Below are 24,553 nucleotides of genomic sequence, written 5' to 3'. Positions count from 1 at the left end.
TTCAATTGCGAACCATTTTTATTTGCAATTAAAATACAACCTCATTCTGGAGGCCAAATAATATGGAAACGTCCCCGCTGTTGTTGCGCTGTAACCAACTGCTTTGGTGTGAGGGATTGGTCTTGCTGGCAATCATGCTGGTATTGGCCAGTTTTGGGCTGGATGCCCGACTGTTGATCCTGCTGTTGGCACCTGGCTTGGTGCTGTCTTTGGCCTTGGGATACCAACCCGGCAAGAAGACGCTCAGCCTGGTGTTTGCCTGCTGGATCCCTGTCTGGTGCCTCATTTAACCCCTTGAGTTTTATAGGAGAATGTTATGCCCAAATCCACGGCTCGGATGAGCCTTGTTGCCGCTGCTGTCTGCAGTCAATTGCTGCTGATGGGAGCCACCTTGGCCGAAGAAGCCCAGATGGAGCGTATGGTGGTCAGTGCCAACCGTACCCCGACCCAGATAAGCGAGCTCTCCGGCACAGTTTGGTTAATCGATGAAAACAGCATCCGCGAGCAGATAAACAGCGGCAAAGGCGTGAAAGAGATGCTGGCAGCCCTGGTTCCCTCCATGGACGTATCCAGCCAGGGCCGGACCAACTTTGGTCAGAACATGCGCGGCCGCGCCATGGTGGTGTTGATAGACGGCGTATCGATGAACACCTCCAGAGGGATCAGCCGCCAGCTGGACAGCATAGATCCCTTTAACATCGCCCGCATTGAAGTCTTGGCCGGCGCCTCAGCCCTCTATGGCGGTGGTGCTTTGGGCGGCGCTATCAATATAGTAACCAAAAAAGCCGCAGACAGCCTGGATACCTTTGAAGCCGAGGCAGGTTTCAAATCGGGTTTTAACAGCAGTGATGACTTGGATTACCGCACCGCCTTTGCCGTGGCCGGTGGCAGCGATACCCTCAAGGGACGTTTCAGTGCCGCCTGGCAGGAAAATGGCCAGTGGTTCGACGGCAACGGCAATCAGGTGATGCCGGATATCACCCAAACCGGCATGCAGTACACCCAAGGTTATGATCTTATGGCCAACCTGGATTGGAGCCTCCCTAACGATGCTACCCTCAGTGCCCTGGTGCAGTTTTACAACAATGAGTCCGATGGCGACCACGGCCTCTATATGGGGGAAAACTTCAGCGGCGTCACCTCAGATGCTTCCCTGCTCGAAAGCCGCAAGGGGTTGAATGCTGATCGCAGCCCCAAAACCGATCGAACCTTACTGAACCTCAACTATACCCAGGCTGACTTTCTCGGCCAAACCTTGTACCTGCAAGGCTTTTACCGCAAGGAAGATCTCGACTTTCACCCCTTCCCTTACGTCAGTGAAACCCTCGGGGTTTACAACTTCTCGGCCTCGTCACAAAACACCGGCATTTATGGCCTGAAAGCCGTGTTGAAATCCAGGCCCAGCGACAGCCTCAAACTCACCTGGGGCATCGACTGGGACAAGGAGAGCTTCGACTCGGATCAGATGAGTTTTGATCTCGACGCCGCCAACCAGAGTGGCGGTTTGACCATGAAGGAACTATTCACCACAGGCCGATATGTCGACTTCAGTGTCGAGTCCATCGCAGCCTTCCTGCAGGGCAGCTGGGATATCAACGACTATCTGGTGCTCAACGCAGGTTATCGTTATCAGCAGATGGACAACAGCGTCGATGACTTTATCGGCTATAACCAACAGGTGGCGATTGCCCAGGGTAAAGCGCCGGGCGCCGATGCTATCAAAGGCGGCAGCACAGACTACCATGTCGGCCTGGTTAACCTGGGCTTGGTGGCTAAACTGAGCCGGGATCAGCAACTGTGGCTCGCCTACTCGCAAGGCTTTGAGCTGCCGGATCTGTCCAAATACTATGGTCGCGGCAGCTATCAGGCCGATGCCGATGGTTATCTGCACTTGACCAACAGCATCAATATCAATGATTCCCGCCTCGATGGCATCAAGACAGACTCCTTTGAGCTGGGCTGGCGCTATCTGGCCGACCATTGGCAGGCCCAGGCCAGTCTGTATTACGCCATTTCGGATAAGGTGATTGAGGTCAATCGCAGCGATCTGACCATAGAAGTCAAGGACAAGGATAAACGCACCTATGGCCTGGAAGCCCAGCTGAACTTCGATATCAGCAGCGCCTGGCAGGTGGGCAGCAACCTGCATCTGGTTCGCAGTGAAATCAAAAATGGCGCCGACTGGATTGATGAGACAGTCACCTATGCTTCACCTTCCAAGGCCACGGCCTTTATCGCCTGGCGCGGTGACAGCCAACAGTTAAGATTGCAGGCCGAGCACAGCTTCAGCGCCGACTCTGACTATCGCTTCAACGCAAATGATGGCCAGAGAAGTGAGTTAGACAGCTATACCACTTTGGATCTGCTCGGCTCCATCGAACTGGCGGTCGGCACCCTGAGCTATGGCATCGAAAACCTGCTGGACAAGGACTACAGCACCCTTTGGGGCCAGCGAGCCGCTTACTTCTACAGCCCGACTTACGGCCCGGAGAAGATGTTTGACTATCACGGCCGTGGCCGCACTTTTGCCATCAATTACCACCTGAGCTGGTAAATAGCCTCAAAAAGCGTCGCCCCTGCGGCGCTTTTTCTCTTTTGCGCTTGTCAGCTCATCTCGGATCCCTTAGTTTGTGGCGGCCATTTTATTTACAGGGAAGTGTCATGCTACTTTTAATCGCGGCGATTATGATTGTCCTGCTGCGCCGTCTGCTCAAGGCCGATGAGCCCTTTCAGGGCTATGAATGGCTCGCGATTGCCACCTTGGCTATTTATCTGCTCTGTTACTTCTACCTGCCGCCATTTGCACCGGCAAGCAACCAGAGAATGGGGTTACTGTACGAGATGATCCCAAGCTTCAGCCTGGGCGCCATCCTCTTTCCCGAACTGGGTTCACGCTACCCGGAAAAAGTGGTTTGTGTTTTGGGCGGTCTTGGACTGCTGACCTGTGCTGTAATACTGGCAATATTCAAACTGAGCGTTTGGTAGGCCGGCCCTGGGATTAAACCGGAACCTCTGGTTTAATGGCTGAGGAAGCTAACAGCGACGGCTGAGAACATATGCAGCCCTCGCTCACCTTGGCCAAAATGAAACCGGCTCTCTTCGCAACCGACCATCTGAGAACTTCAATTAACTCATCACCGAAAGCCTCATAGGCTTTTTGCATCTCATGATAAGTCGCCACCGCTTCACTAAAATCCTGCTTACGCTCTATCTCATTGGCGTAAATGACTTACCGGGGCGGAAAGATAAATACCCTGGGGTGATAAACAAGCTCACGGCAATGACTCAGCAAACTCTCGAAAATAGTTTATTGCTCAAGCAGACTATAGTCGTAGGAATCCAGCATACTGGGGTCAAAAAAGATAATGCCAATATATCAAGAACTATTAGATGCCGCGTCATTTATAAGGGGTAGTCTTGGCTTTACGCCTGGTTTTGATAGTCGGTTTCCATACGGCGAACAAAATCTTCCATCTCTTGCCCCGGGGTGATAGGAAAACGCTGCGGCAGCTGTGACAGATTAACAATACGGTCCACCCGAAAGGAGCGAAAATCTTCTCTCAGTTCGCACCAGGCCAGCAAAGTCCAGGTGCCGCGCCAAAAGTAGATCGCCAGCGGCCTTATCTTGCGCTGACTGGCACTGCCTTTGACATCCTGATAGCCGAGCAGCACAAAATGGCGAAGCCTGGCGGCAATACGTAACGGATCCAGGTAGACAAAATCTTGTTGATCAAGGTAGAAATCCGGTGAAAACATCAAACTCTGCAATGCACGTAAACGCTCCGGCACCACGGCTTCTACCTTGATAAGCGCCTGTTTGGCTGCCTTGCCAAGTTCATTACCGCCCCAGGTCTGCACCATACGGATCCCCAGTTGGATCGCTTCCAGTTCAGCCTCGTTGAACATCAAGGGTGGTACACTCACCTCCTGACGCAGCAGATAGCCCAGTCCCGCCTCCCCTTCGATGGGGATCCCGCTGAGACAGAGATCCTGAATATCCCGATAGATGGTTCTGACCGACACTTCCAAGCGCTCGGCCAATACCGCCGCCGTGGTCAAACGGCGATGGCGCAGTATCTGCACTATCTGAAACAAACGGTCAGCGCGGCGCATGACTTATACCATTCCTTAAAAATGTTCGATTTGCCACCGAAGAGCGAATTGAAAAACCGCGCATCCGGCGCAGGCCTATGTCGCTGTAGCCAGACAAAACTTCCATTGCCCTATTTGCTTCTACCTCTTTTCATCCTCGCAGAATAAGTAAACTTCGATGCAAAATGGGCTGACGCCATACAAGACCGACAAAACATCGGTCTCGATAAAGATAACTGCGCTGAGCTTACAGCTGCATGGCCCACAAGCCAAGTCGGTTGCCTTCGGAATCGGCTATTTGAGCACAATAACCACATTCACCTTCCTTGATAGCCATAGGCGGCAACAGGATCTGCACCCCTTGTGCTTCCAACTGACCTATAGTAGTACTCAGCCTGTCGCCCAGGTTGAGATAAACCACTGAGGCCGTCAATGAAGGTGCCATTTTTGGGTGTTTGATCAAACCTAAACAAGCGCTATCACTACTGGTACGGCTGACACTGACATACTCGCAATCAGGCATAGGATCTTCTCTGCAGTACAGTCCCAAAACCTCTTGATAAAAATGCTTGGCGCGGGCCATATCAGCAACCGGGATCTCACTCCAGACCAAAGGGGTTTCTGTTGACATTTTATCTTCTCCATCTTAATTCAATTATCACGGGAGGCTCATCCTCCAGTGCCTTACACACTTGGCTATCAGTGCGACAGCAAGTATGCACCTGTGCTACTGACAACCTGTTGTCAGTAGTTGATGTGAAGATACGAATAAACTTTATGTGGCTATCGACTGAGGTTGTCTTCCCCCAAATATGTCGTTTGTCAGTGCGATCATCATATTTCTGAGCTTAAGTCATACTTTGATTACTGATGAAGTTATCTCTCTGATACGAATTAAATACTGAACCAGAGTCAAATTACACATAAAAAAATCCGATGACTATAAGTCATCGGATTTTTTAGTGCTTTTCGAAATCATTTGCCATGACTTGGCTACTTCAAGTGCTGCGTCTGCTCATGGAGAAACTTGTACTAAATAGCGCTTCAGCCGCCACAACTTTGCAAGACTGCTGGGTTTGTTACCAAAATACTGGCACCATCTTTACCGGCAGAAGAAGCAAAAATAGAGACCTGAGACTGCATTTCCGCTGTCGCCTGGGCTGCCATGCCATCGGTCACGCCCGGAACTTCAGATGGGTCGATGAGCGAGCTGTGATGCCCCTTGGCAAAGCGCACGGCGCCACCACCTGCACTGGTCTGATCGACGCAGTTAAGCCCCAGAGTCGCAATCAAAGGCTCAGTGCCGGACAGCGGGAAGCCCGCGACAGTACCGGGCAGAACCTGATCGCCCTTGTTACCAGCACCATCACCGACGATTTCCACCAGATGAACCGGCAACCCAGTGGCCTTGAGCATGGCAGTCTGGTTGATAGGATCGGCCGACTCTATCCCGGTTTGCACCGCAAAGGCGAAGGTAGGGATAAATTCGGCGTATACCTCCTGAACCAGAGCTTCATATTCGGCCGAGCCCGGCTGATATCCTTGTTTATTGGCCGCATTCACCAAGGCCTTGAAGGTATCGGAAGCCGTCACATTGGCAAACAACAAAGGTGCAAAGGTGGCAGAACCGGCGAAAGAACCCGCCAAGCCGCCGCTCGGCGCCACCAAAGAGGCCCCCTTGATGCCATAGTAGTTGGGCAACGCTGTGCCGGATGCAGGGTCTTTCAAACCTGTGCTGGCATAGGTCGCGAAGTTAGTGCCGACAATGGCGCCAAGGCTGAGCCCCTGAGCGGTTATCTGGCTATTGTCAAACACCTGAGGCGCGCCCATTTCGGCCAATTGCGCCGACATCCCTGTTATCGCGGCTCTAAGCGCCAGATGATCCATGGTCGCCTGACGGAAGTTATCCCGTACCGACAACGTGCTTTCTATATTGACAAATACCAGCGGATTGCCGTTTTGGAAGGCATCCGGCTTACCGATAACATTGCCATAGGCAGCACCTGAGGCCGACACTTCATAGATGCCGTCACCATTGGCATCGAATGAACGGGCACCGTGCAGCGGCATATCTATGGCCAGCGTAGCTACACCGGCAGCGGCATAACTACCGGCATAGGCCAGCGACATCTCTTTGCCGCCACCAAGACCATGCAGCGCTATTGAGGTAGGCCAGCCACTGGTTGGTGGCGTGAAAGGCAAGCCCTGGCTGGCATAAAATGCCGCAAGCTTAGTGGCGTTGGGCATGGAGATCAGCACAGGCACAGTTTCGTAGTTGCGAATAGCCGGAATAGGATTAAAACGGGTCAGGTGCTTAGTCTTATCGACTGCACTGTCATCATCCAGTTTCCACGCTTTGCCGGCCAACAAGGAAGGGTTGGCCAGTGCAGCGGCGGGATCTATATTGTAAGCCATCGCCTGGGCGGCAAAGTTCTCCTGGCTCAGAGTACCGGCCTGCAACGCCAGCAACACAGATACCGGGCTGTCGCCCTGGGCTTGCCAGTAACCGTTAATGCCGTCACAGCTTGCCGATGAACAAGTGCCGTAAACCGGCACTTCAATGGCCGCTGTGTAGACATCGGCCAAATCCGCCAATACATAGGCTATGCCGTCAGCAGGGGTGAGCCCAGCTGCCATCGCCACTGTATAGCCGGCTGGAGTCGGAGTTTGCAGCCACTTGGGCGCATAGGGTGAACCGGGTTGCAGCATCAGCAGCTTGGTGGTTTCATAAACATCGGCCACCGACTGGGTGGTAAACAGGCCTGAATAGGTAATGCTTTCCTTGTCGACGCCATGAGCCGCCGCCATGCCCTTCTCATAACTGTTTACCAGAGTTTGCAGCATCAATTGATCGGCAGTTTCCAGCGGCGCTGTGTCGATATCCAGTTTCAACAGGCCATAGGTGTAGGAAGGCGCTATCGGGCGCGCGGCCGAATCCATAATGAGTTTAGTGGTGGCGTAGATATAAGACTGAGCTGGCTTAAGTGGCTTCAGTGGCACAATAACTATCTTGTTGCCGGATGCTTGAGTGATGAAGTCTTCCCCCCAAACCAGCTCTTCACCCACTTCACAGGCAGAAACCGAAGGCTTGGCCTGGCACTCGGCTTTGGAAGAAAGCGGGCCGCCGCTGACGGCTTCAAACATTCTCACCGCTCCTGGCTGGGCCACGGAAGATGCCAGCAGGCTCAGGGTATTGCCGCTGTTATCTTTGGAAGGTTCAATATCTATGGTTATCGGTTGCGTGGTTGACCAGCCATCCAGCGCGCCCAGCGCCAGCTGCGGATTGGTATAGTCACCGGAGGCTTCTCCGGGAATATTCAAGGTACCGTCTGTGGTGCCGTTGAGCAGTAGGTCGTTTGGCAAGGGAACTTCAGCTTTGGCAGGATCAAACACCAAATGGGACTCAGGGATGAGCGGCTCCGTCTTATCCTTAAGTTCGTTATAGCTGTCTTCACCACATGCTGTCAGTCCAAGTGCAGATGTGATTGCAACACCCAAAATGAGTCTTTTCATCTTTTTTCCCCAAATCTTGTTGTAATAATTTTGTTTTCCCCAAGAAATTGGTCACAATACCCCAGACACTGTGACCAGAGGAGCTGAAATCTGTACTCAGCTCGTCTCAAGTTAACGTAAAAATATTGAGTTAGCTACATTTTTGTCACAGTTGGCCGCAACGAAAAGTAACTATGAACAGTCATTTGTTTTAAACAGATGTATACCGCTGTAGTGAGTCGAGTATTGGCGGGCTTTAGCGCGAAGAGGAAATAACTCCCCATGTTGGAATATCAAGCAGCAAAAGATCTTCTCAAGGGCAAAACGATTCTGGTAACCGGCGCAGGCGACGGTATCGGTAAAACCGCAGCCAAAACCTATGCCGCCCATGGCGCCACAGTGATCCTGCTGGGCAAGACGGTCAAGAAGCTGGAAGCCGTTTACGATGAAATTGAAGCCGCCGGTGGCCCGACTCCAGCGATTGTGCCTCTGGATCTCAAGGGCGCCAGCGAACAAAACTACCGCGACATGGCCGAAACCATAGAGCAGCAATTCGGCAAGCTCGATGGCCTGCTGCATAATGCCAGCCTGTTAGGCGCTTTGGGGCCGTTTGAACATATCGATATTCAGTCACTGGAAGATCTGCTCAAGGTCAATGTGGTGGCCGAAGTGATGATGACCAAGGCACTGTTGCCAGTGATGCGCAAGGCCGAGCACGCCTCAATTATTTTTACCTCCAGCAGTGTTGGCCGTAAGGGCCGCGCTTACTGGGGCCCATATGCCTTCTCCAAGTTTGCTACCGAAGGCATGATGCAGGTGCTGGCTCATGAATGTGAAGGCACCCAGGTGCGCGCCAACAGTATCAATCCGGGAGCAACCCGCACCGGCATGCGCGCCAAGGCTTATCCGGCAGAGAACCCTCTGGATCTCAAGACGCCAGAGCAGATAATGCCCGTTTATCTATATCTGATGGGCGACGACAGCCTGCAGGAAAACGGTCAGGCCTTTAACGCCCAGTAACATTTTCTTCCAGAATAAACGCAGCCTAATGGGCTGCGTTTTGCTATTCATACGCCATTCATACACGTTTAGAAAAGAAATAAGGAGGCAATCCATGAGTCAAGAATACCCTATAGGCACTCCAGGTATTCCCTGGGGAGAGGCCGAAAAATCCGCCTGGCGCGCCACCCAAAACATAAAACGCAGCTACCGTGAACAGGTGCTCGACAAGATCTATGCCCTCAAGACAGCTTTTGAATGCCGCCGGTACGGCGCCTTAAGTTATGACCCGGAACGTTATCCCCTGCTCGCCCTGCAGAGTAAATCGCCACAGGCAGATAAGCCCTGGGTATTGGTCACAGGCGGGATCCACGGTTATGAAACCAGTGGCGTTCAAGGTGCGCTGCAGTTTCTTGAGCAGGAAGCCGAACGTTATCAAGCGGATTTCAACCTCATGGTCGTTCCCTGTGTCAGCCCTTGGGGATACGAAGTCATCAACCGTTGGAATCCTTTGGCTATCGATCCCAACCGTTCCTTCTTTGAACCCAGCCCGGCAGAAGAGTCTGCCGCATTGATGGCTCTGGTTGCTAGCCACGGCGCCCCTTTCCTGGCTCATATCGATCTGCATGAAACCACAGATACGGATGAAACCGAGTTTCGCCCGGCGCTGGCGGCCCGCGATGGCAAAATCATAGCTCCCGGTGAGATCCCGGACGGTTTTTATGTGGTAGATGATGAAGCCATGCCGCAACCTGAATTCCAACGAGCCATTATCGAAGCGGTCGCCAAAGTGACCCATATCGCTCCGGCCGACAAAGACGGCAATATCATCGGCTCTCCTGTGGTCGACCACGGCGTTATCCGTTATCCGCTCAAGCAGCTTGGTCTATGTGCCTCGGTTACCAATGCCCCATACACCTGCACCACAGAAGTCTACCCGGACAGCCCGCAGGCAAGCGATGAACAGTGCAATGCCGCCCAGGTAGCCGCGGTTTGTGGCGCGCTGGATTTTCTAAAACGAATTCAAGGTTAGGGTTTTCGGCTCCGGTCCGCTCTTGCAGGAATGAAGTGACTCTCGCCCAAGAGTAAACCTGAAACAGCGTTGCATCTGATATTCAGCCTGTCAGGTAAAATAACCCGTCAGATAGAATAACTATGACCCGGCATTTGCCGGGTCATCTGTTTCAACCGTCTATCAAACCCTCATTGAAGATAAAAGTAACCACAGGAGAGTTCTGTTTATTAACAATCTTTTATTGACTGATAATAGTTTTCATTTAAAATCACTTTCAGTTCCAGGTATCGACTTTGCTTTTTTACTCTGACTTTTCAGGCCGTCATTGAATGCTGCGATTAACCAGGTCGGCATATGACAGCGCTTTTCTGTTTTAGCAGACGATACCGATTAGATGTGGAGTGGTTTATGCCCAAGATAAGCAAGCATATTTCCAAGATATGCCATAAGCAGGCCAAGAAGGCGTTGAAAAAGACGCAACCCGCACTCGGCAAGTCCAGCCGCAAACGCCTTGGCAAAAACTTGGTTAGCGCATTAGAGCAGCAACTGCCCACTGAACTCTCCCGGCAAAAGAAGCTCAAAAAACCGCAAAAGAAACTGCTCAAGGCAGAGCTGCAAAACCGAGCCGGCACCTGGATTGCCGCCAATCAAGCTTCTGTCGAACTCGGACAACTTCACAGCCTAAAGCCCCAGACCGGCAGCATGAGCTTTGCGCTGCGCCCCTTTAAGAAATCCCCCTGCGGCGGCTGCCCGGCACTCAAGGGCAAACTGTGCCGCTGCGCCCTTAAGTATCAACAGCGGCTACAGCAGGCAGGTTAACCCTTCCGCAGGACTAGATAATTGCCCGACATTACTGTCAGTCGTCGCTGATCAGATCGTCAAAACGTTTGTAGCCATGCAAGGAATCAAAGTCTTTCTCCTCCTTGGCTGCCTCACTCAGTGAGGCACTGAAACCCACAGCCAATTCCAGATCGGAAATAGCCTGCTCTTCCGAGCCCATGCGGGTAAAGGCACAGGCTCGCTGATAAAGCGCATTGGCGTTCTTGGGATCCACTTCCAACACCCGGTTACAGATGCTCATCGCCCAGTGATACTCGCCCATTTCCATGGCGGCATCGGCCTTGTAGGTTAAGGCCTCGAGATCGCCCGGACGTATTTTGAGAATATCGTTGTAGATCTCGATTCGCTGCTCCGGCGTCTGCGAATGTTGAGCACGGATCCATAGGTTGTGTATCTCGTTGATCCGCTCAATTTCCTTGTTGTTTTCAGTAATGATCCGGCTCTTGCGTTTCAGCTCACGCTCCATCTCCTGAAACTTTTTCTCGTATTGGGCGGCAATCGCCTCCAGTTTCTCGTTGGCCATTTCTTGAGTCTTGTCGCGAATATCCTTAAGTGACTGCCAACCTACCAGAGCGATCAGTGACACCGCAGCAGCGATAAGATAGAAGAAGTAGGTCACAGTCACATTGGCATAGTTCATCGACTTGTCGGCAACCGCCAGCTCCCGGTCGGTAATATCGACAGTGACCCGTTTTTCCAGCGACTGCATGTCTTGCCGTATCGACTTGAGCTCATCGAGCACATAGCGCTCCATCAAGGGCTTATCGTAAATACTCTGCTCCGAATAAGGTTTTGGGGGCTCTTCGGCCGCCGTAACCGGCAACGCCAGGCTCATTAACACTAATACCAGTGCATGCCATAACTTCATTTTTCCTCCTGTTGCACTCAGGTTCTCTCCACACCCTAACAAATGGGCCTGGATGGGTAAAATTGGCTTATAAAAAAGCCAGCGCCGTTAAGCGCTGGCTACAGCAAAACCAATAAGCGGATTTAACCGAGATCCATCATCATCTTGCGGGTACTGACCAATTGGCTGAACTCACGCATCTGCTCTTTGGAGAGTTGGCTGGCCATGGGGATATCCGCCTTCATGGCATTCACCGGCCGCCCATTGACATGAAACTCATAATGCAGATGCGGTCCGGTCGAACGCCCGGTATTACCGGAAAGCGCAATAACCTGGCCACGACTGACTCTCTGGCCCTTGTGCACCAAAGGTTTGGACAGATGCAGATATCGGGTACGGTATTTGTTGCCGTGCTCTATCACTATATATTTCCCGGCGTATCTGTGATTGGTCACCAGAGTCACCACACCGTCGCCCGGTGCCACGACCTTGGTGCCTATCGGTACGGCAAAGTCGGTGCCGTTATGGGGAGAAACCCGTCCTGTAACCGGGTGACGACGATTGGGATTGAATGATGAGCTGATCCTATAGCGCTTCTCCAGCGGGATCCGCTGGAAGGCCCGAGCCAGGCTACGTCCTTTCTCATCATAGAAGTTACCATCTGTACTCTGAAATGCAGTGATTTCATTGCGGCCGTTTTGAATGCGTAATCCCAGCACCTGGCTGACACCGGTCGACTCTCCTTCTATGTACTGATCATTCATCAGCACAGAAAAGTGGTCGCCGGCACGCAGATCCCGGGCAAAATTAAGCTTTTCCTTCAGCAGGCTCTCAATTTTTTGAATTTCGGCGGCGCTCAGGCCGACCCGCTGCGCCGAGCGATAGAAAGACCCCTGGATTTCACCGCTGACAATCCGGTTTTGCCAGACGCCTTCGATGTTGATCTCTTCAACCCCATAACCACCATCGTCGAAACGTTTGAACAGCACCTGATGTGCGGCGTTGAAGTAGAGTTCAAGCTGGGTCAGGTTGCCCTGCTCATCGATCCAAAAGCGGATCCTGTTACCCGGTTGCAGGGTATCGAGCGCCAGAATATCCAAATCGGCTTCCAGCACCTTGTACATGGTCTGCTGGCCGACACCTGCCTTTTGGAACAATACGCTGAGGGTGTCACCACTTTGGATCACACGTTCAAAGTCCGGGCCGACCAATTCAACAACCGAAGGCTCAGTGCCGACTTGAGGCAGCAGAGCTTCAATATCCAGATGCAAGGGAATACGTTGTGGCGTGACTTCGTGAGTCCCGGGCCAAAGCAACGCCGCGCCCACCAATAACCCAGAGCTGAGCAGCAGCTTCTTGTGTAAAGTGGGCAAGGCCTGCAAACGCATAGGGATCATACTCAACCAGGATATTCTATCTGTCTGCAACTGTTGCCTCACCGAGTTCAAACTGAAAAAACCAATAGCTGGAACCCCTGTTTTCAAGAGGCCAGCTGCAAACTTATATCAAAAAAAGTCCCTGAGACAAGTATTATTCACCAAAACCCCATGATTACTGGGTGGATTTAAGATTTGACCGACAAATTTGCCCCGTTTGCATCAAGCTGTAACCAGACGAATACTGCTGCCCAGTGCATGCTTGCTGATATCAATGCGGCAGCTTATCTGCTCTTTCATCTCGGAAACATGGGAAATAACCCCTATCATGCGGCCACTGGATTGCAGGTCCATCAGGGTGCGGACGGCCAGTTCCAGAGAGTCCTGATCCAAACTGCCAAAACCTTCATCGATAAACAGGGTATCGAGCTTGATACCACCGGCATAAGCCTGCACCACATCAGAGAGCCCCAGCGCCAGCGACAAGGCCGCCATAAAGCTCTCACCACCGCTGAGTGTGGCCACCGGACGCACCTTGGAGCTGTATGCATCTTCCACCTCAAGCTCCAGACCAGAGGCCTTATTGCCCTTAGCCCTGTCCTCTTTGCGCAGCAAGCGGTAGCGGCCTTTGCTCATCAGCGCCAAACGGCGACTGGCTTCGAGCAGCACATCATCGAGCAAGACACTGAGCACAAAGCGCTGCAGACTCACCTTGCTATGGCTGTTGCCATTGGCCACATCACTCAGAGTGCCGATAAGGGCGTATTCCTGCTCCAGCGCCTGAGCGGCTAGCGCTTCTTTATTAAGCTGGGCTTCTGTGCCTTTAAGGCTCTGCATTCGGTTGTTGAGCGTCTGCCAGGCAGACTCCGCCTCGGCGAGTTGCTGCTGCTGTTGCTGCCAGAGGTTTTCAAGCTGCCCAAGCTCAGGCAGGCTTTGTCCGGCGAGCCGCTCATCCATGGCTTTGAGCAGCGCCTGCTGCTCAAAGCGCTGCGTGCGCCAAACTTCTATCTTCTCAGCCAATGCCTGCATCTGCGCTTCATCCAGCTGCGCCTGTTCCAAGGTTTGGCGATCAGTAAATCCAGATTGCTTCAGGGCATCATCAAGCGTTTGCTGCGCTTTGATGGCAAACTGCTCGGCCCGGGCGCTGTCTTCACGGCCCGATGTCAAGGCCTGTATCAGCGCCTTATGCTGGCTGACGGCCTCGGTATACTGTTGATTGATATCTTGCTGTCGCTGTTTTAGCTGTTGCCACTCACTCTGCTTTTGCTCAAGTTGCCGCGCCATCAGTTCAAGCGCCGCCTCGGCTGCCAGAGCATGATATTCATTGGGCAGAGCAGCAAGCGCTGCGTCTTTACGGGCTCCCGTAAGACCCAACTGCTCTCTTAGCTGCTGCAACTGTTGTAATTGAGTCTCTCTGTGCTTGAGTCGCTGCTCCACTTGCTGCTCGGCCTGCTGCAATTGTTGCCTGCAATCATTGAGGCGGGTTTGAGCCGCTTCGGCCTGTTGCAATTCATTGAGCAGCTGCCTGCGACGGGACACAAGCCTGTCTATTTCGCTAGCGAGATCGGCTTTGGCATAGGAGTCGCCATCCATAGCGGCGTCAACCTTAGCCTCTGTCGTAGCCTCTGTCTTAACATCTGTCGTAAAATCCGCGGCGATAAAGGCCTGTAACTCAGCACTCAAGCGCTGCAGCTCGAGCTGTAACTCCTCGGTTTGCCGCTTGATATGACGATAATCGCTGCGGGCCGCCTCATGCCTTGCCGTGGCTTGCTGCTCGGCGTCTCTCGCTCGGTTGAGCTCGGTTTCACCCGGAATATCCTGCGCCATCTCGGCCGGTGCCGGATGTTCCAAGCCGCCGCATACGGGACAAGGCTGCCCAGGCTGCAACTTAGCCGCCAGAATAGCCGCCTGGCCTGTATGCCAGGCCAGTTGCAACCTTTGATGTTCCGTTTCGGCGCTCTGTCTTTCGGCCTTGCATTGATGACCATGGGCCTCGGCCTGCTGCAGACTGACTTGGGCTTGCTGCCATTTTTGCTTAATGTGCCCGAGCTGCTCCGTCTTCTCCAGGCGAGTGTTCAACGCCGCCAGTGCCTGATGCAACGGCCCTTGGCGCTCGGCGCTTGAGAACAGTTCGTTCGCCTCTGATTTAAGCTTTTGTTGTTGCTGCTGCCATTGTTCCAGCTCAGTGCGACTCTGCTGCTCTGCCCGCTCAAGACGCCCAAACTCCACTAGGCCAAGCTCATGCTCCTCGGTCAGTTGCTTGAGCTCGTTAATAGCCGGCTGCAGCTTGTCGAGTTGTTCAAGCTCCCGTCGCAGCTTATTAGCGTGCTCATCCAACTCGGCGAGTGTAGCCTTATCATCTGTAGCCTGTTTCAGACGCTGCTCAGCGCTCTGCAACTGCTTGGCATAGTCAGCTTCCTTGGCTTTAGCCTGCTGCCACTCCTGCTGGCGAAACTGCAACTCTTTGAGGCTTGGCAGCAACTTTTCAGCCTTGCGGGCTTTCTCCAATGTCTGCTGGTGCAGCTCGATTTCAGTGCGCCGCTGCTCAAGCGCATCAAGCTGGGTTTGCAGCAGCTTGCGGCGCTCAAACTCGGCGGTTAACGCCTTGGCGTTATCGAGCGTCTTGACACTCTGGGCCAAGGCTTCGCTGGCCTTTTGTTTGTTACCTGTCGCTTCGGTCAAAGAGGGGGTTAAAGCAGCAATTTCTGCGGTCAACTGCTCGAGACTCTCGACACCGGCAGTTTCCAAAATCCCGGCGCGGCGTGATTGCAAATCTCTGGCCTTTGCCTTGATTTCCAGCGCCTGTTGTTTGAGGCGCTCTTCAATGCGGCGGTAGATATGGGTTTGAAACAGCTGGCTGAAGATCTTTTCCCGCTCTTTGGAGTCGGCCAGCAAAAGCTCGCGGAACTTGCCCTGAGGCAGCACCATCACCTGGCGAAACTGATCCACATCCAGGCCAGTCAACTCTTCGATGCAGGCGTTGGCATCCGTGACCTTACTGGCCACCAGCAACTCTTCGGTGCCATCGGGCAACAGCCGCTTGAGTTCCGCCTCGCTCTTTTGCAGGGTAAAACCCTCGCCGCGGCTTTTAGCTCTTTGCTGCTCGGGGCAGCGGCGAATGCTGTAGCGTTTTTGCCCCAATTCAAAACTGAAATACACTTCGGTGAGCAGACCGTCATCGGCATTATCACAGCGCATCTGGCTGCCTTCACGCTCGTTACCTGTGGTCTTGCCGTACAGGGCAAAACAGATGGCATCCAGAATCGTGGTCTTGCCTGCCCCAGTGGGGCCATTGATCAGAAACAGCGGCTTGTCGCCCAGCTCGGTAAAGTCGATGTGCTGACAATCGGCGAAGGGGCCGAAGGCGCGCATTTCCAAAATCAGTGGTCTCATTGTTCCTGCTCCCTGTGCAACTCTTCAATCAAACGGCTCATGGTCTGCTGCTGCGCCTCTGTCATGGCCTCACCCTGTACCTGACTGAAAAAATCGCTGAACATGTCGAGCTCGCCTTTTTTGATTCTGTCGCGGCCAATCTCCTGCCCCTGCTGCCGGGACATCAGGCCCGTGCGTTCCAGATGCAGCACATTGGGATAGACGCCGCGCAGCTTGCCCATGGGATCCAGCAGCGCCTGGGTATCGAGCAGACGCACCATCAGGTAGTCCTCTCGCCCCGGATCTTTTTCGCCCTGTTGCAGCAGCTCATCGAGCAGGCCTTCAATCACCCTCACATCCCGCCTGGGTTTTAGCGCTAGCAGGGTGATTTTTGGGGTATGTCCTGCGCTCAGCTCCACCAGGGTCACGGATTTTTTCTGTTTGTGTTCACTGAAAGAGTATTTCAGCGGCGAGCCCGAGTAGCGCACGTGCTCGGCGCCCTTATATTGCGGGCCATGCAGATGCCCGAGCGCCGCGTAGTCAAAGCCGCGAAAGAGTGCAGGGTCGATTTTATCGGCGCCGCCGATACTCAAGGGCCGCTCGGATTCAGACTCACTGCCGCCATCGAGGAAGCAGTGGGCCACCACGACCTTGGGCAAGCCTTGGCTATCGTGCGCCTGAACCTGCTCCAGCAAGCAGGCCATCGCCTGCTGGTGACTGCTGGCATCCACCTCCAGCACATGCCGTACCTGCGCCGGCTCGGCATAGGGAATGGGATAGAAACAGGCATCGCCGTCACAGCCTTTGAGGATAAGCGGATTAACTTGCGCTTGCAGCGGGCCGCTAATATAAAGGCCACTGGCGGCCATTTGCCGCGCCGCAAACCCCAGCCGCTCCTGACCGTCGTGATTGCCGGCTATCATGAGCACAGGAATTTGATGCTCATTGAGCAGGGTATTGAGGAACTTATCCAGCAGGGCAACCGCACTGGCGGGCGGGATCGAGCGGTCATATATGTCACCGGCGACCACCAGGGCATCGACCTGATGCTCAGCGGCAAGCGCCACTATTTGCTCAAGCATATGAGCTTGCTCATCCAGCAACGACTCGTTGTGCAGTTGCCGACCGATATGCCAGTCCGAGGTATGGATAAATTTCATTGGGCGCTAAGATTGCAGACGGATACGTGAGCCTTATGGTATGCAAAATCAATGCAATAGTATATGCGCCTGCCAAGGTTCTGCGGCTGAGTGCTTAGCACTCAGCCGTCTGTCTTATTTGGGTTTAAAAACTCCACTGATATTGATCGGCCAGCAGCTTGAGGCTCATGACCAGCGACATGACCACCACCAGCGGCTTGATGATCTTGCTGCCCTTGGTGATAACCAGACGTGAACCCAGAGTCGCCCCGGCGGCCTGCCCTGCCAGCATCACCAATCCCAGCAGCCACACCACCTTGCCGCCAAGGGCAAAAAAGATGAGCGAGGCAATATTGGTGGAAAAATTCAGTACCTTGGCATGAGCCGTCGCCTTGGCCAGGCCGAAACCTGCCAAGGACACAAACGCCAGGGCAAAAAAGCTGCCGGTGCCGGGGCCGAAAAAGCCGTCATACAGGCCTACCCCGAGTGCGGCGGTAAAGGCAAATACCCCAGGGGTCAGAACCCTGGCGCGGTCATCTTCAGTAATTTTCTTGGAAAACAGAAAGTAACAACCAATAGCCAAAATAAGAAACGGCAGCATCAACTCCAGCACGCTGGCATCTATCAACTGAACCAGAATCGTACCGACTGAGGCGCCGACAAAGGCACAACCAATTGCCAGTTTCATCTCACCCAAATTCACCATTCCCTTACGCACAAAGTAGAGGCTGGCGAAGAAACTGCCGCCACAGGCCTGTAGCTTGTTGGTGCCGAGCGCCGCCGCCGGAGGCAGTCCGGCCCACATAAGCGCCGGAATAGTCAACAGGCCACCGCCACCGGCGATAGAGTCAATAAAGCCCGCCACCAAGGCGACCAAAAACAGAACCGTAGCCAATTGCAGAGTGAGTTCAAATGCCATTTTTATGTTGTCGAATACAGAGTTGAAGGATTGCTATTAGACGCAGTTTGCCCGCAAAAGGCAAAGGAGTTATTCTCGCTTTCACGTGAGATTTTCTCACACTAAACAGCGGAGAAAATATGTTTCAGGAATTACCGCCTCTCAATGCCCTGCGTTCATTCGAGGCAGCGGCAAGGCTACAAAGCATCACCCTGGCGGCGCAGGAGTTGTATGTGACCCACGGTGCCATCAGCAAACAGGTGCGCCTACTCGAGAACTTCCTGGGATTCAGCCTGTTTGTGCGCCAACACAGGCAACTGGCGCTCACAGATGAGGGGCGACAATACCTGCCGCAGGTGCAGGCGGCACTGCAGACCCTGGCCAATGCCACCGCCGAGTTGAAACGTCAAAGTCTCAAGGCGCAGACCCTGGCCATCAATGTATTACCCAGCCTGACCATCAACTGGTTGATCCCGAGAATGGAGGAATTTAAGTCACGTTTCCCACAATTGTATGTGGATCTCACCATAGGCGACTTCGCCGTCGACTTTGCCAGCGGCCGCTACGACATCGCCATTCGCTCCGCCACCAGTGAACCTCAGGGAGTGAATGTGATCAAACTGATGAATGAAGAGCTGTGCCTGGTGTGCTCACCGCTACTGGCTCCCAAGCTAAAGCAACTGGAAGATATCAACCAGGTGACGCTGCTGAAGCACACCACCCGCCCTGAGCTTTGGCCTTACTGGGCCAGGCAACTGGGAATTACACTGACCACAGAGCAGAAATTTGGCGTCGAGCATTTCTATATGCTGAGTCAGGCCGCCGCCAGCGGCATGGGAGCGGCGCTGATCCCGCGTTTCTTTATCGAAGATCAACTCAAGGCCGGCACTCTGGTGATCCCCTTTGAAGCGCCCTTTGTCAGCCCCTACAGTTATTATCTATTGACCCCCAAGTCCAGCAGCCTGCCACGTAAATCGGCGCTGTTTATCGATTGGCTGCTGTCTGAGTTTGCGCCTTATCGCGAGCATTGTTAGTACAAAACAGAAAATCGTGCTGAGTAATAAAGCCTGACACCCAATCACAGCTCAAATATATTATCAAAGAGTAAAATGAAGATTCCTGTTGGGTAACACCATCCAGTACAGGCACGCAATCGCCTCCTAAAGCGCCAATAGCATTTGCCCTGTCCCGAGCGACGCTATTAGAATGAACTCATTTGCTTATTCCTTGAGCAATGTGGCAGGAAGGAGCAGCCAAAATTTCGGACGGGGCGAGAAAGACAATAACTTATCAACACCCAGGAGGGAGCATGAAGCAGTATCGAGGCAGTTGCCTTTGCGGCAAGGTTCGTTTTGAAATCAGCGCTGAGCTGCAGCAATTCTTTTTGTGTCACTGCAGTCGTTGCCGCAAGGATTCAGGTTCGGCCCACAGTGCCAATCTGTTTTCAGACAGCGCCGAGTTAACCTGGCTCAGTGGCCAGGACGCCATTACTGCGTTTACCCTGCCCGGTACCCGCCACAGCCGCCACTTTTGCGCCATTTGCGGCTCTGCGCTGCCCAAAGCGGTCAAAGGTGGCAAGCTGCTGCAAATACCCGCAGGCAGCCTGGACGATGAGCCGGGGCTGACTCCCCAGGCGCACATTTTTTGTCAGACGCGCGCCGCTTGGGATCAGGCTTTGGAACAAGTGCCCTGCTTGGAGCTGGGCCCGGTTTAAGAATATAAGGCACCGCCCTGTGATGATGGCGCCACTCCCAGTCCGCATGGCTGTACCTTACTCGAAAGCAATTATCTCGGCAGCGATTACCTGGGCAGCTTAGCTCCCGGGTTTACCGCCAACTCCACCATGGCGGCAGTGTACATCTTAAGGTTCAGCTGCAACTGCTCGCGGGTGATGAACTCATGTTCACTGTGGCCTGTATACTCGACACCCGGCATGGCCGGACCAAAACTGAGGGCATTGGGGAACAGTTTACTGTTGGTGGAGCCGCCAATAGCAACAGGTTTAGGGTCGGTAATACCGGTAAACTCGGCAAACACATTGAGCAGGGTTTGCAGATGCGGCGCCTTATCCATCACTTTGGGCTCGCCCCAATAGCTGCTGACATCGACCAGAGTCACGCCTTGGGATTGCTGCCAACCGACCAGCGCCGCGGACAGCTGTTTATCCAAGGTTTCCGGGCTCTTGCCTATGGGGCGCCTTAGGTTAAGCGTAATGCTGGTCCCCCCCTGCCCCCACTCCACCACAGTCGGCGCCAGCGACATAGGTCCCATAAAATCATCGCTATAGCCCAGCTCGCCAAAGCGCTCGGCATAGAGGTCCAAGCCTATCATTTCATTGATAAATGCCAGGGTTAATGCCGACTGGCTCGGTGCGAATGTCTCAGACTCCAACAGCGCAGCCAGATGAGTCACGGCATTGACACCATCTTCAGGGGTTGAGGAATGGGCCGATTTACCGTTGGCGGCGATCTCCAGGCTGTCGAAATCCAGGGTAAAATCATAGCGCATCCCCTGCTGGGACTCTGCGGCGCGTTGCAAACGGCTGACCATGGCGCTGTCGGCTCCGCGGATCAGGGCCAAGGCCTGCTGGGGGATCTGACTGGCAAAGGAGCCACCGCTGAAATGCTGCAGCTGCGGTTTATCGAAATTAGGCGCCTTTACTTTGGGTTCAGGTATCGTGAGTTTTATCTGACTCCAGCCCTTCTCGGCGGTGACTACAGGATATTCGGCGTCTATGGTGATATTCATATCGGCCGCTTGATAGTCCTTGAGAAACACTTTCAGCGGCTGCCAGTCCGACTCCTCGGCCAGATATACCATGAGTTCAATGCGGCGATTCAGTTTTACCGACTTGTCCTTGAGCGCCTTCATGGCGTACATGGCGGTGACTATCGGCCCCTTATCATCTTCGGTGCCGCGGCCTATCAGCTTGCCCGGTTGCGATTGAGTATCCAGTTGATAGGGACTCTGGTGCCAAAGGGTTGAATTGGCCGGTTGCACATCCCCGTGGGTAATGATGCCAAGCTTGTTAGCGCCGCCGCCCCTGTCTTCGCCAAGGCCTATCAAAAGCACATAACCGTGATCGGCATAATCCAGCCCCAACAGCTCCGCTTGGGTCTTGAGCGCCTGCTTGAAGCCGATGAATTCCGGATTGGTGTCGGGCGTCAACCCTGGGATAGCCTCGGTATTGAAGCGCACCAACTCGGCGAGGCTTTGTTCCATCTCGCTGCCATAGCGGTCAAGGCTGTACTGGGCCAAGGTTTTCGACAGTGGCGAGACTTTACTCAATACAGACTCTGTACCTTGGGCAGCACTTACGCTTGAAGTCTGGCTTGAAGTCTGGCTTGAAGTCTGAGCAGTAAGGCCGCTCTCTGCGCTTACAAAAGGAGCGAACAAGCACAGGGACAGCGACAGGGATAAACGGGAAACTGTTCTAATCATCATGGCAGGGTGGCTTTTGTTATCTTTTATTATCAAAGGCCTGAGAGTGTGCCACAGATACAGTTTCGATACTGCATTCGCTAAGTTTTGTTACAAACTAAACAGGACAAAATTGGCCTTTTTCAATACGCCATGTTAATAAGGACGGCTTCGGCGCGGCTCGCCGCGCCATACGGGAGATAAACACCAGCATAGAGGAATAACAATGAAGGGAATGACCCTCTCTCCAGTGGCTCTGGCCCTGGGATTGGCGCTGACACTGAGCGCCTGCGACAACCAGCCTGTATCCCAGAGCGACACATCTGCCCAAACCCAAGCGCCTGCGCTCCAGAATGGCACAGGCACAAACCCAGCCGCAGCCAAGGCCGAACAAACCCGGGACAACCCTTTCTTCCAGCCCTGGAATACTTACCTTGAAATCCCCGCCTTTGATCGCATCGAGTCCGAGCATTACCTGCCGGCCTTCAAACAAGGGATTGCCGAGCGCAAGGCAGAGATTCAAGCCATCATAGATAATCCGGCCGCCGCTGACTTTGCCAACACCATAGAAGCCATGGAGCGCAGTGGCGCCTTGTTGACCAAGGTGTCAGGAGTGTTTTATAACCTCACCAGCGCCGACACCTCCGCCGAGCTGCAGAAGATCTCCAAGGAAGTATCCCCGCTGTTGTCTTCCAGTCGCGATGATATTTACCTGAACAACGCCCTGTTTCAGCGGGTCAAGGCTGTCTATCAGCAAAAAGATCAGCTGGTACTTAACCCGGCGCAGCAGAAACTGCTCGAAGACACCTACAAACGCTTCAGCCGCGGCGGTGCCAACCTGGATGACACCGGTAAGGCGGAGCTTAGAAAGCTCAATGAAGCGATTGGCAAGCTGAGCCTGGAGTTCGGCGACAATGTGCTGGCAGAAACCAACGACTTTGAACTTGTGATAGACAAGCAGGCCGATCTGGCCGGTCTGCCGCAGGATGTGATTGACGTTGCCGCCCAGGCGGCCATCAAGCGCGGCCATTCCGGCAAGTGGGTATTTACCACCCAACGCCCCTCCGTCACCCCGTTTTTGACCTATGCCGATAACCGTGAGCTGAGAGAAAAACTCTACAAGGGTTATATCGAGCGCGGTAACAACGACAACGCACACGACAACAAGAAGGTGCTGGCAGAGTTGGCGGCTCTTAGAGCCAAACGAGCCCAGCTTCTGGGCTATCCGAGCCACGCCCACTATGTGCTGGAAGAGCGTACTGCCAAGACTCCGGAAAATGTCTACGCCCTGCTGGATAAAATTTGGCCCGCCGCCCTGGCCCAGGCCGAAGCCGAAAAGGCCGAGATGCAAAAGCTTATCGACAGTGAAGGCAAGGACTTCAAACTGGCCGCCTGGGACTGGTGGTACTATGCCGACAAGATACGTGTCGCCAAGTACAGCTTCAACGAACAGCAGACCAAGCCATACTTCTCGCTGGAAAACACCCTCAAGGGTGTGTTCTACACCGCCAACCGCCTCTATGGCATCAGTGTCACCGAGCGTGACGATCTGCCCAAGTATCACCCGGATGTACGCACCTTCGAGGTGAAAGATAAAGACGGCAGCGTTATCGGTATCTTCTTTGGCGATTACTATGTGCGTGACAGCAAACGCGGCGGCGCCTGGTCCAATGCCTATCGCCGCCAGGCGGTGGTCGATGGCGTCAACGAGCAGCCCATCATAGTCAACGTACTCAATTACCCTCGCCCCAGTGGCGATGAGCCGACGCTGCTGACCTTCGATGAAGCCGGTACCCTGTTCCATGAATTCGGCCATGCGCTGCACGCCTTGCTGTCCAAGGTGGAGTATCGTTCCCAGTCCGGCACTTCCGTGCCCCGCGACTATGTGGAGTTCCCGTCACAGGTGATGGAAAACTGGATGACTCAACCGGATGTGCTGGCGCATTTTGCCAAGCACTATCAAACCGGTGAGGTGATCCCACAGAGTTTGGTAGACAAGATCCGCGCCGCCAGCAAGTTCAACCAGGGTTTCGCCACGGTGGAATACATGGCAGCCACCAAGCTGGATCTGGACTGGCACAGCAGCAGCGTTACCGAACCTCAGGATGCGGCCGCCTTCGAGCAGCAATCGCTGAGCAAGATGGGGCTGATCCCTGAGATAGCGCCGCGCTATCGCTCCACCTACTTCAGCCACATCTTCTCCGGAGGATATTCAGCCGGTTATTACTCCTATATCTGGTCTGATATTCTCGGCGCAGATGCCTTTGAGGCCTTCAAGGAAAACGGTATTTTTGACCCGGCCACCGCCAAGGCTTTTCGCAGTAACATCCTTGAGCGCGGTGGCAGTGAAGATCCTATGGCGCTTTACAAGGCGTTCCGTGGTCAGGAAGCCGCCATTGAGCCACTGCTGCGCAGTCGCGGCCTGCTGGCGGAATAAACGCTTGCCGGATTAGCAATGTCCAGCAGCGCAATCAAAAAGCCGTTCACTCAGTGAACGGCTTTTTTAGTTCTTTATCAAGGCTGGCCTTTTTCAGGGCTGGGCTTTCTCAAGGCTGACCGGCGTATTGCTTGACTCCGGGTGGGATAACAAACCAGTCCTGCTTTTCACTGACCCAGGCATGGGCACTCGGCTGAATGATACGGGTATCTTCCAGGTTACTGGGCTTGAGTTTGATACTCTGCGGCTCAGCCGGGTTGTAGTGATAGATACGATTGCCACAGCGACCACAAAACTTGGCGGCGCTGATATTGCCACTGGCCGAACCACGCTGCCAATGGCTCAGTTCGCCAATGAATTCTATATCTTCGGCTCTGACAATCGCCGTGATGCTGAAAGCGCTGGTGGACAGCTTCTGGCATTCCTTGCAGTGGCAGGCCACCACCATCTGCGGCGGCGCCAACAAGCGATAACTGACAGCGCCACACTGGCAACTGCCCTTGATGGGATAACGAATAGCTTCCATAGCTTTTATCATCTTATCTGAGGTATAAAAAACACCCGCCATTTGGCGCAATGTAGATCAGATAAGGATCGGTTGACCGATCCTTCTGATGAGAGACAAT

At 53.7% G+C, this 24,553-nt stretch carries 19 protein-coding genes; 9 read left to right on the top strand and 10 right to left on the bottom strand.

What is annotated here, in order from left to right; genetic code table 11:
• The first annotated feature begins 62 nt into the window (after positions 1-62).
• The 3 genes from CX651_RS09530 (at position 63) to CX651_RS09520 (ending at position 2,985) form a co-directional block, all read left to right on the top strand.
• Positions 63-290 (top strand): hypothetical protein, encoded by a 228-nt coding sequence (locus CX651_RS09530; RefSeq protein WP_025010500.1) that lies wholly within the window; start codon positions 63-65, stop codon positions 288-290.
• 26 nt (positions 291-316) lie between these two features.
• Positions 317-2,554 carry a TonB-dependent receptor gene (locus CX651_RS09525; protein WP_101055818.1) on the top strand — a complete coding sequence of 746 codons (2,238 nt, stop codon included), beginning with the start codon at positions 317-319 and terminating at the stop codon, positions 2,552-2,554.
• A 107-nt stretch (positions 2,555-2,661) separates the two neighbouring features.
• Complete coding sequence (locus CX651_RS09520; RefSeq protein ID WP_101055817.1) at positions 2,662-2,985, top strand: hypothetical protein; 324 nt, start codon at positions 2,662-2,664, stop codon at positions 2,983-2,985.
• Between the two features lie 438 nt (positions 2,986-3,423).
• Here CX651_RS09520 and CX651_RS09510 read toward each other — a convergent pair whose 3' ends face one another.
• The 3 genes from CX651_RS09510 to CX651_RS09500 form a co-directional block, all read right to left on the bottom strand.
• Positions 3,424-4,113 (bottom strand): helix-turn-helix transcriptional regulator, encoded by a 690-nt coding sequence (locus CX651_RS09510; RefSeq protein WP_101055815.1) that lies wholly within the window; start codon positions 4,111-4,113, stop codon positions 3,424-3,426.
• 226 nt (positions 4,114-4,339) lie between these two features.
• Entirely contained in the window at positions 4,340-4,723 is a 384-nt protein-coding gene (locus tag CX651_RS09505) for a VOC family protein (protein ID WP_101055814.1), read from the bottom strand.
• Between the two features lie 413 nt (positions 4,724-5,136).
• Positions 5,137-7,605 carry a VolA/Pla-1 family phospholipase gene (locus tag CX651_RS09500; RefSeq protein ID WP_101055813.1) on the bottom strand — a complete coding sequence of 823 codons (2,469 nt, stop codon included), beginning with the start codon at positions 7,603-7,605 and terminating at the stop codon, positions 5,137-5,139.
• A 261-nt stretch (positions 7,606-7,866) separates the two neighbouring features.
• Between CX651_RS09500 and CX651_RS09495 the strand changes: the two genes are divergently transcribed.
• From CX651_RS09495 to CX651_RS09485, 3 genes are all read left to right on the top strand, one after another.
• Entirely contained in the window at positions 7,867-8,604 is a 738-nt protein-coding gene (locus CX651_RS09495) for a YciK family oxidoreductase (protein ID WP_039033424.1), read from the top strand.
• Positions 8,605-8,698: 94 nt separating this feature from the next.
• Complete coding sequence (locus tag CX651_RS09490) at positions 8,699-9,616, top strand: M14 family metallopeptidase (RefSeq protein WP_101055812.1); 918 nt, start codon at positions 8,699-8,701, stop codon at positions 9,614-9,616.
• 390 nt (positions 9,617-10,006) lie between these two features.
• Entirely contained in the window at positions 10,007-10,417 is a 411-nt protein-coding gene (locus tag CX651_RS09485) for a hypothetical protein (RefSeq protein ID WP_101055811.1), read from the top strand.
• Positions 10,418-10,454: 37 nt separating this feature from the next.
• Here the strand turns inward: CX651_RS09485 and CX651_RS09480 are convergent, their stop codons facing one another.
• The 5 genes from CX651_RS09480 to CX651_RS09460 all read right to left on the bottom strand — a co-directional run bounded on the left by CX651_RS09480 (position 10,455) and on the right by CX651_RS09460 (position 18,091).
• Positions 10,455-11,306, bottom strand: a complete 852-nt coding sequence (locus CX651_RS09480; RefSeq protein ID WP_101055810.1) for a TPR end-of-group domain-containing protein — start codon at positions 11,304-11,306, stop codon at positions 10,455-10,457.
• A 122-nt stretch (positions 11,307-11,428) separates the two neighbouring features.
• Complete coding sequence (locus tag CX651_RS09475) at positions 11,429-12,712, bottom strand: peptidoglycan DD-metalloendopeptidase family protein (RefSeq protein ID WP_373296837.1); 1,284 nt, start codon at positions 12,710-12,712, stop codon at positions 11,429-11,431.
• Between the two features lie 171 nt (positions 12,713-12,883).
• Positions 12,884-16,054 carry an AAA family ATPase gene (locus CX651_RS09470; protein ID WP_101055808.1) on the bottom strand — a complete coding sequence of 1,057 codons (3,171 nt, stop codon included), beginning with the start codon at positions 16,052-16,054 and terminating at the stop codon, positions 12,884-12,886.
• Positions 16,051-17,193 carry an exonuclease SbcCD subunit D gene (locus tag CX651_RS09465; protein WP_101055807.1) on the bottom strand — a complete coding sequence of 381 codons (1,143 nt, stop codon included), beginning with the start codon at positions 17,191-17,193 and terminating at the stop codon, positions 16,051-16,053. Before CX651_RS09465 ends, CX651_RS09470 begins: the two co-directional genes overlap by 4 nt.
• 124 nt (positions 17,194-17,317) lie before the next feature.
• Complete coding sequence (locus CX651_RS09460) at positions 17,318-18,091, bottom strand: TSUP family transporter (RefSeq protein ID WP_101055806.1); 774 nt, start codon at positions 18,089-18,091, stop codon at positions 17,318-17,320.
• A 119-nt stretch (positions 18,092-18,210) separates the two neighbouring features.
• Here CX651_RS09460 and gcvA point away from each other — a divergent pair, with 119 nt between their 5' ends.
• Both gcvA and CX651_RS09450 read left to right on the top strand, forming a co-directional pair.
• Positions 18,211-19,104: a transcriptional regulator GcvA gene (gene gcvA / locus CX651_RS09455; protein WP_101055805.1), complete on the top strand. Its 894-nt coding sequence runs from the start codon at positions 18,211-18,213 to the stop codon at positions 19,102-19,104.
• A gap of 275 nt (positions 19,105-19,379) precedes the next feature.
• On the top strand, positions 19,380-19,784 hold the full coding sequence (locus CX651_RS09450; RefSeq protein WP_101055804.1) for a GFA family protein: 405 nt from the start codon (positions 19,380-19,382) through the stop codon (positions 19,782-19,784).
• Positions 19,785-19,870: 86 nt separating this feature from the next.
• Here the strand turns inward: CX651_RS09450 and CX651_RS09445 are convergent, their stop codons facing one another.
• Entirely contained in the window at positions 19,871-21,514 is a 1,644-nt protein-coding gene (locus CX651_RS09445; protein ID WP_229839780.1) for a dipeptidase, read from the bottom strand.
• Between the two features lie 202 nt (positions 21,515-21,716).
• Between CX651_RS09445 and CX651_RS09440 the strand changes: the two genes are divergently transcribed.
• Positions 21,717-23,927: a M3 family metallopeptidase gene (locus tag CX651_RS09440; protein WP_101055803.1), complete on the top strand. Its 2,211-nt coding sequence runs from the start codon at positions 21,717-21,719 to the stop codon at positions 23,925-23,927.
• A 109-nt stretch (positions 23,928-24,036) separates the two neighbouring features.
• Here CX651_RS09440 and CX651_RS09435 read toward each other — a convergent pair whose 3' ends face one another.
• Positions 24,037-24,453 carry a GFA family protein gene (locus CX651_RS09435; protein WP_165564939.1) on the bottom strand — a complete coding sequence of 139 codons (417 nt, stop codon included), beginning with the start codon at positions 24,451-24,453 and terminating at the stop codon, positions 24,037-24,039.
• Between the last annotated feature and the right edge of the window lie 100 nt (positions 24,454-24,553).

This window comes from Shewanella chilikensis, assembly GCF_002836945.1.
Classification (GTDB): Bacteria; Pseudomonadota; Gammaproteobacteria; order Enterobacterales; family Shewanellaceae; genus Shewanella; species Shewanella chilikensis.
The sequence above is the reverse complement of the archived record's forward strand: the minus strand, read 5'-3'. Positions and strand labels throughout refer to the sequence as shown.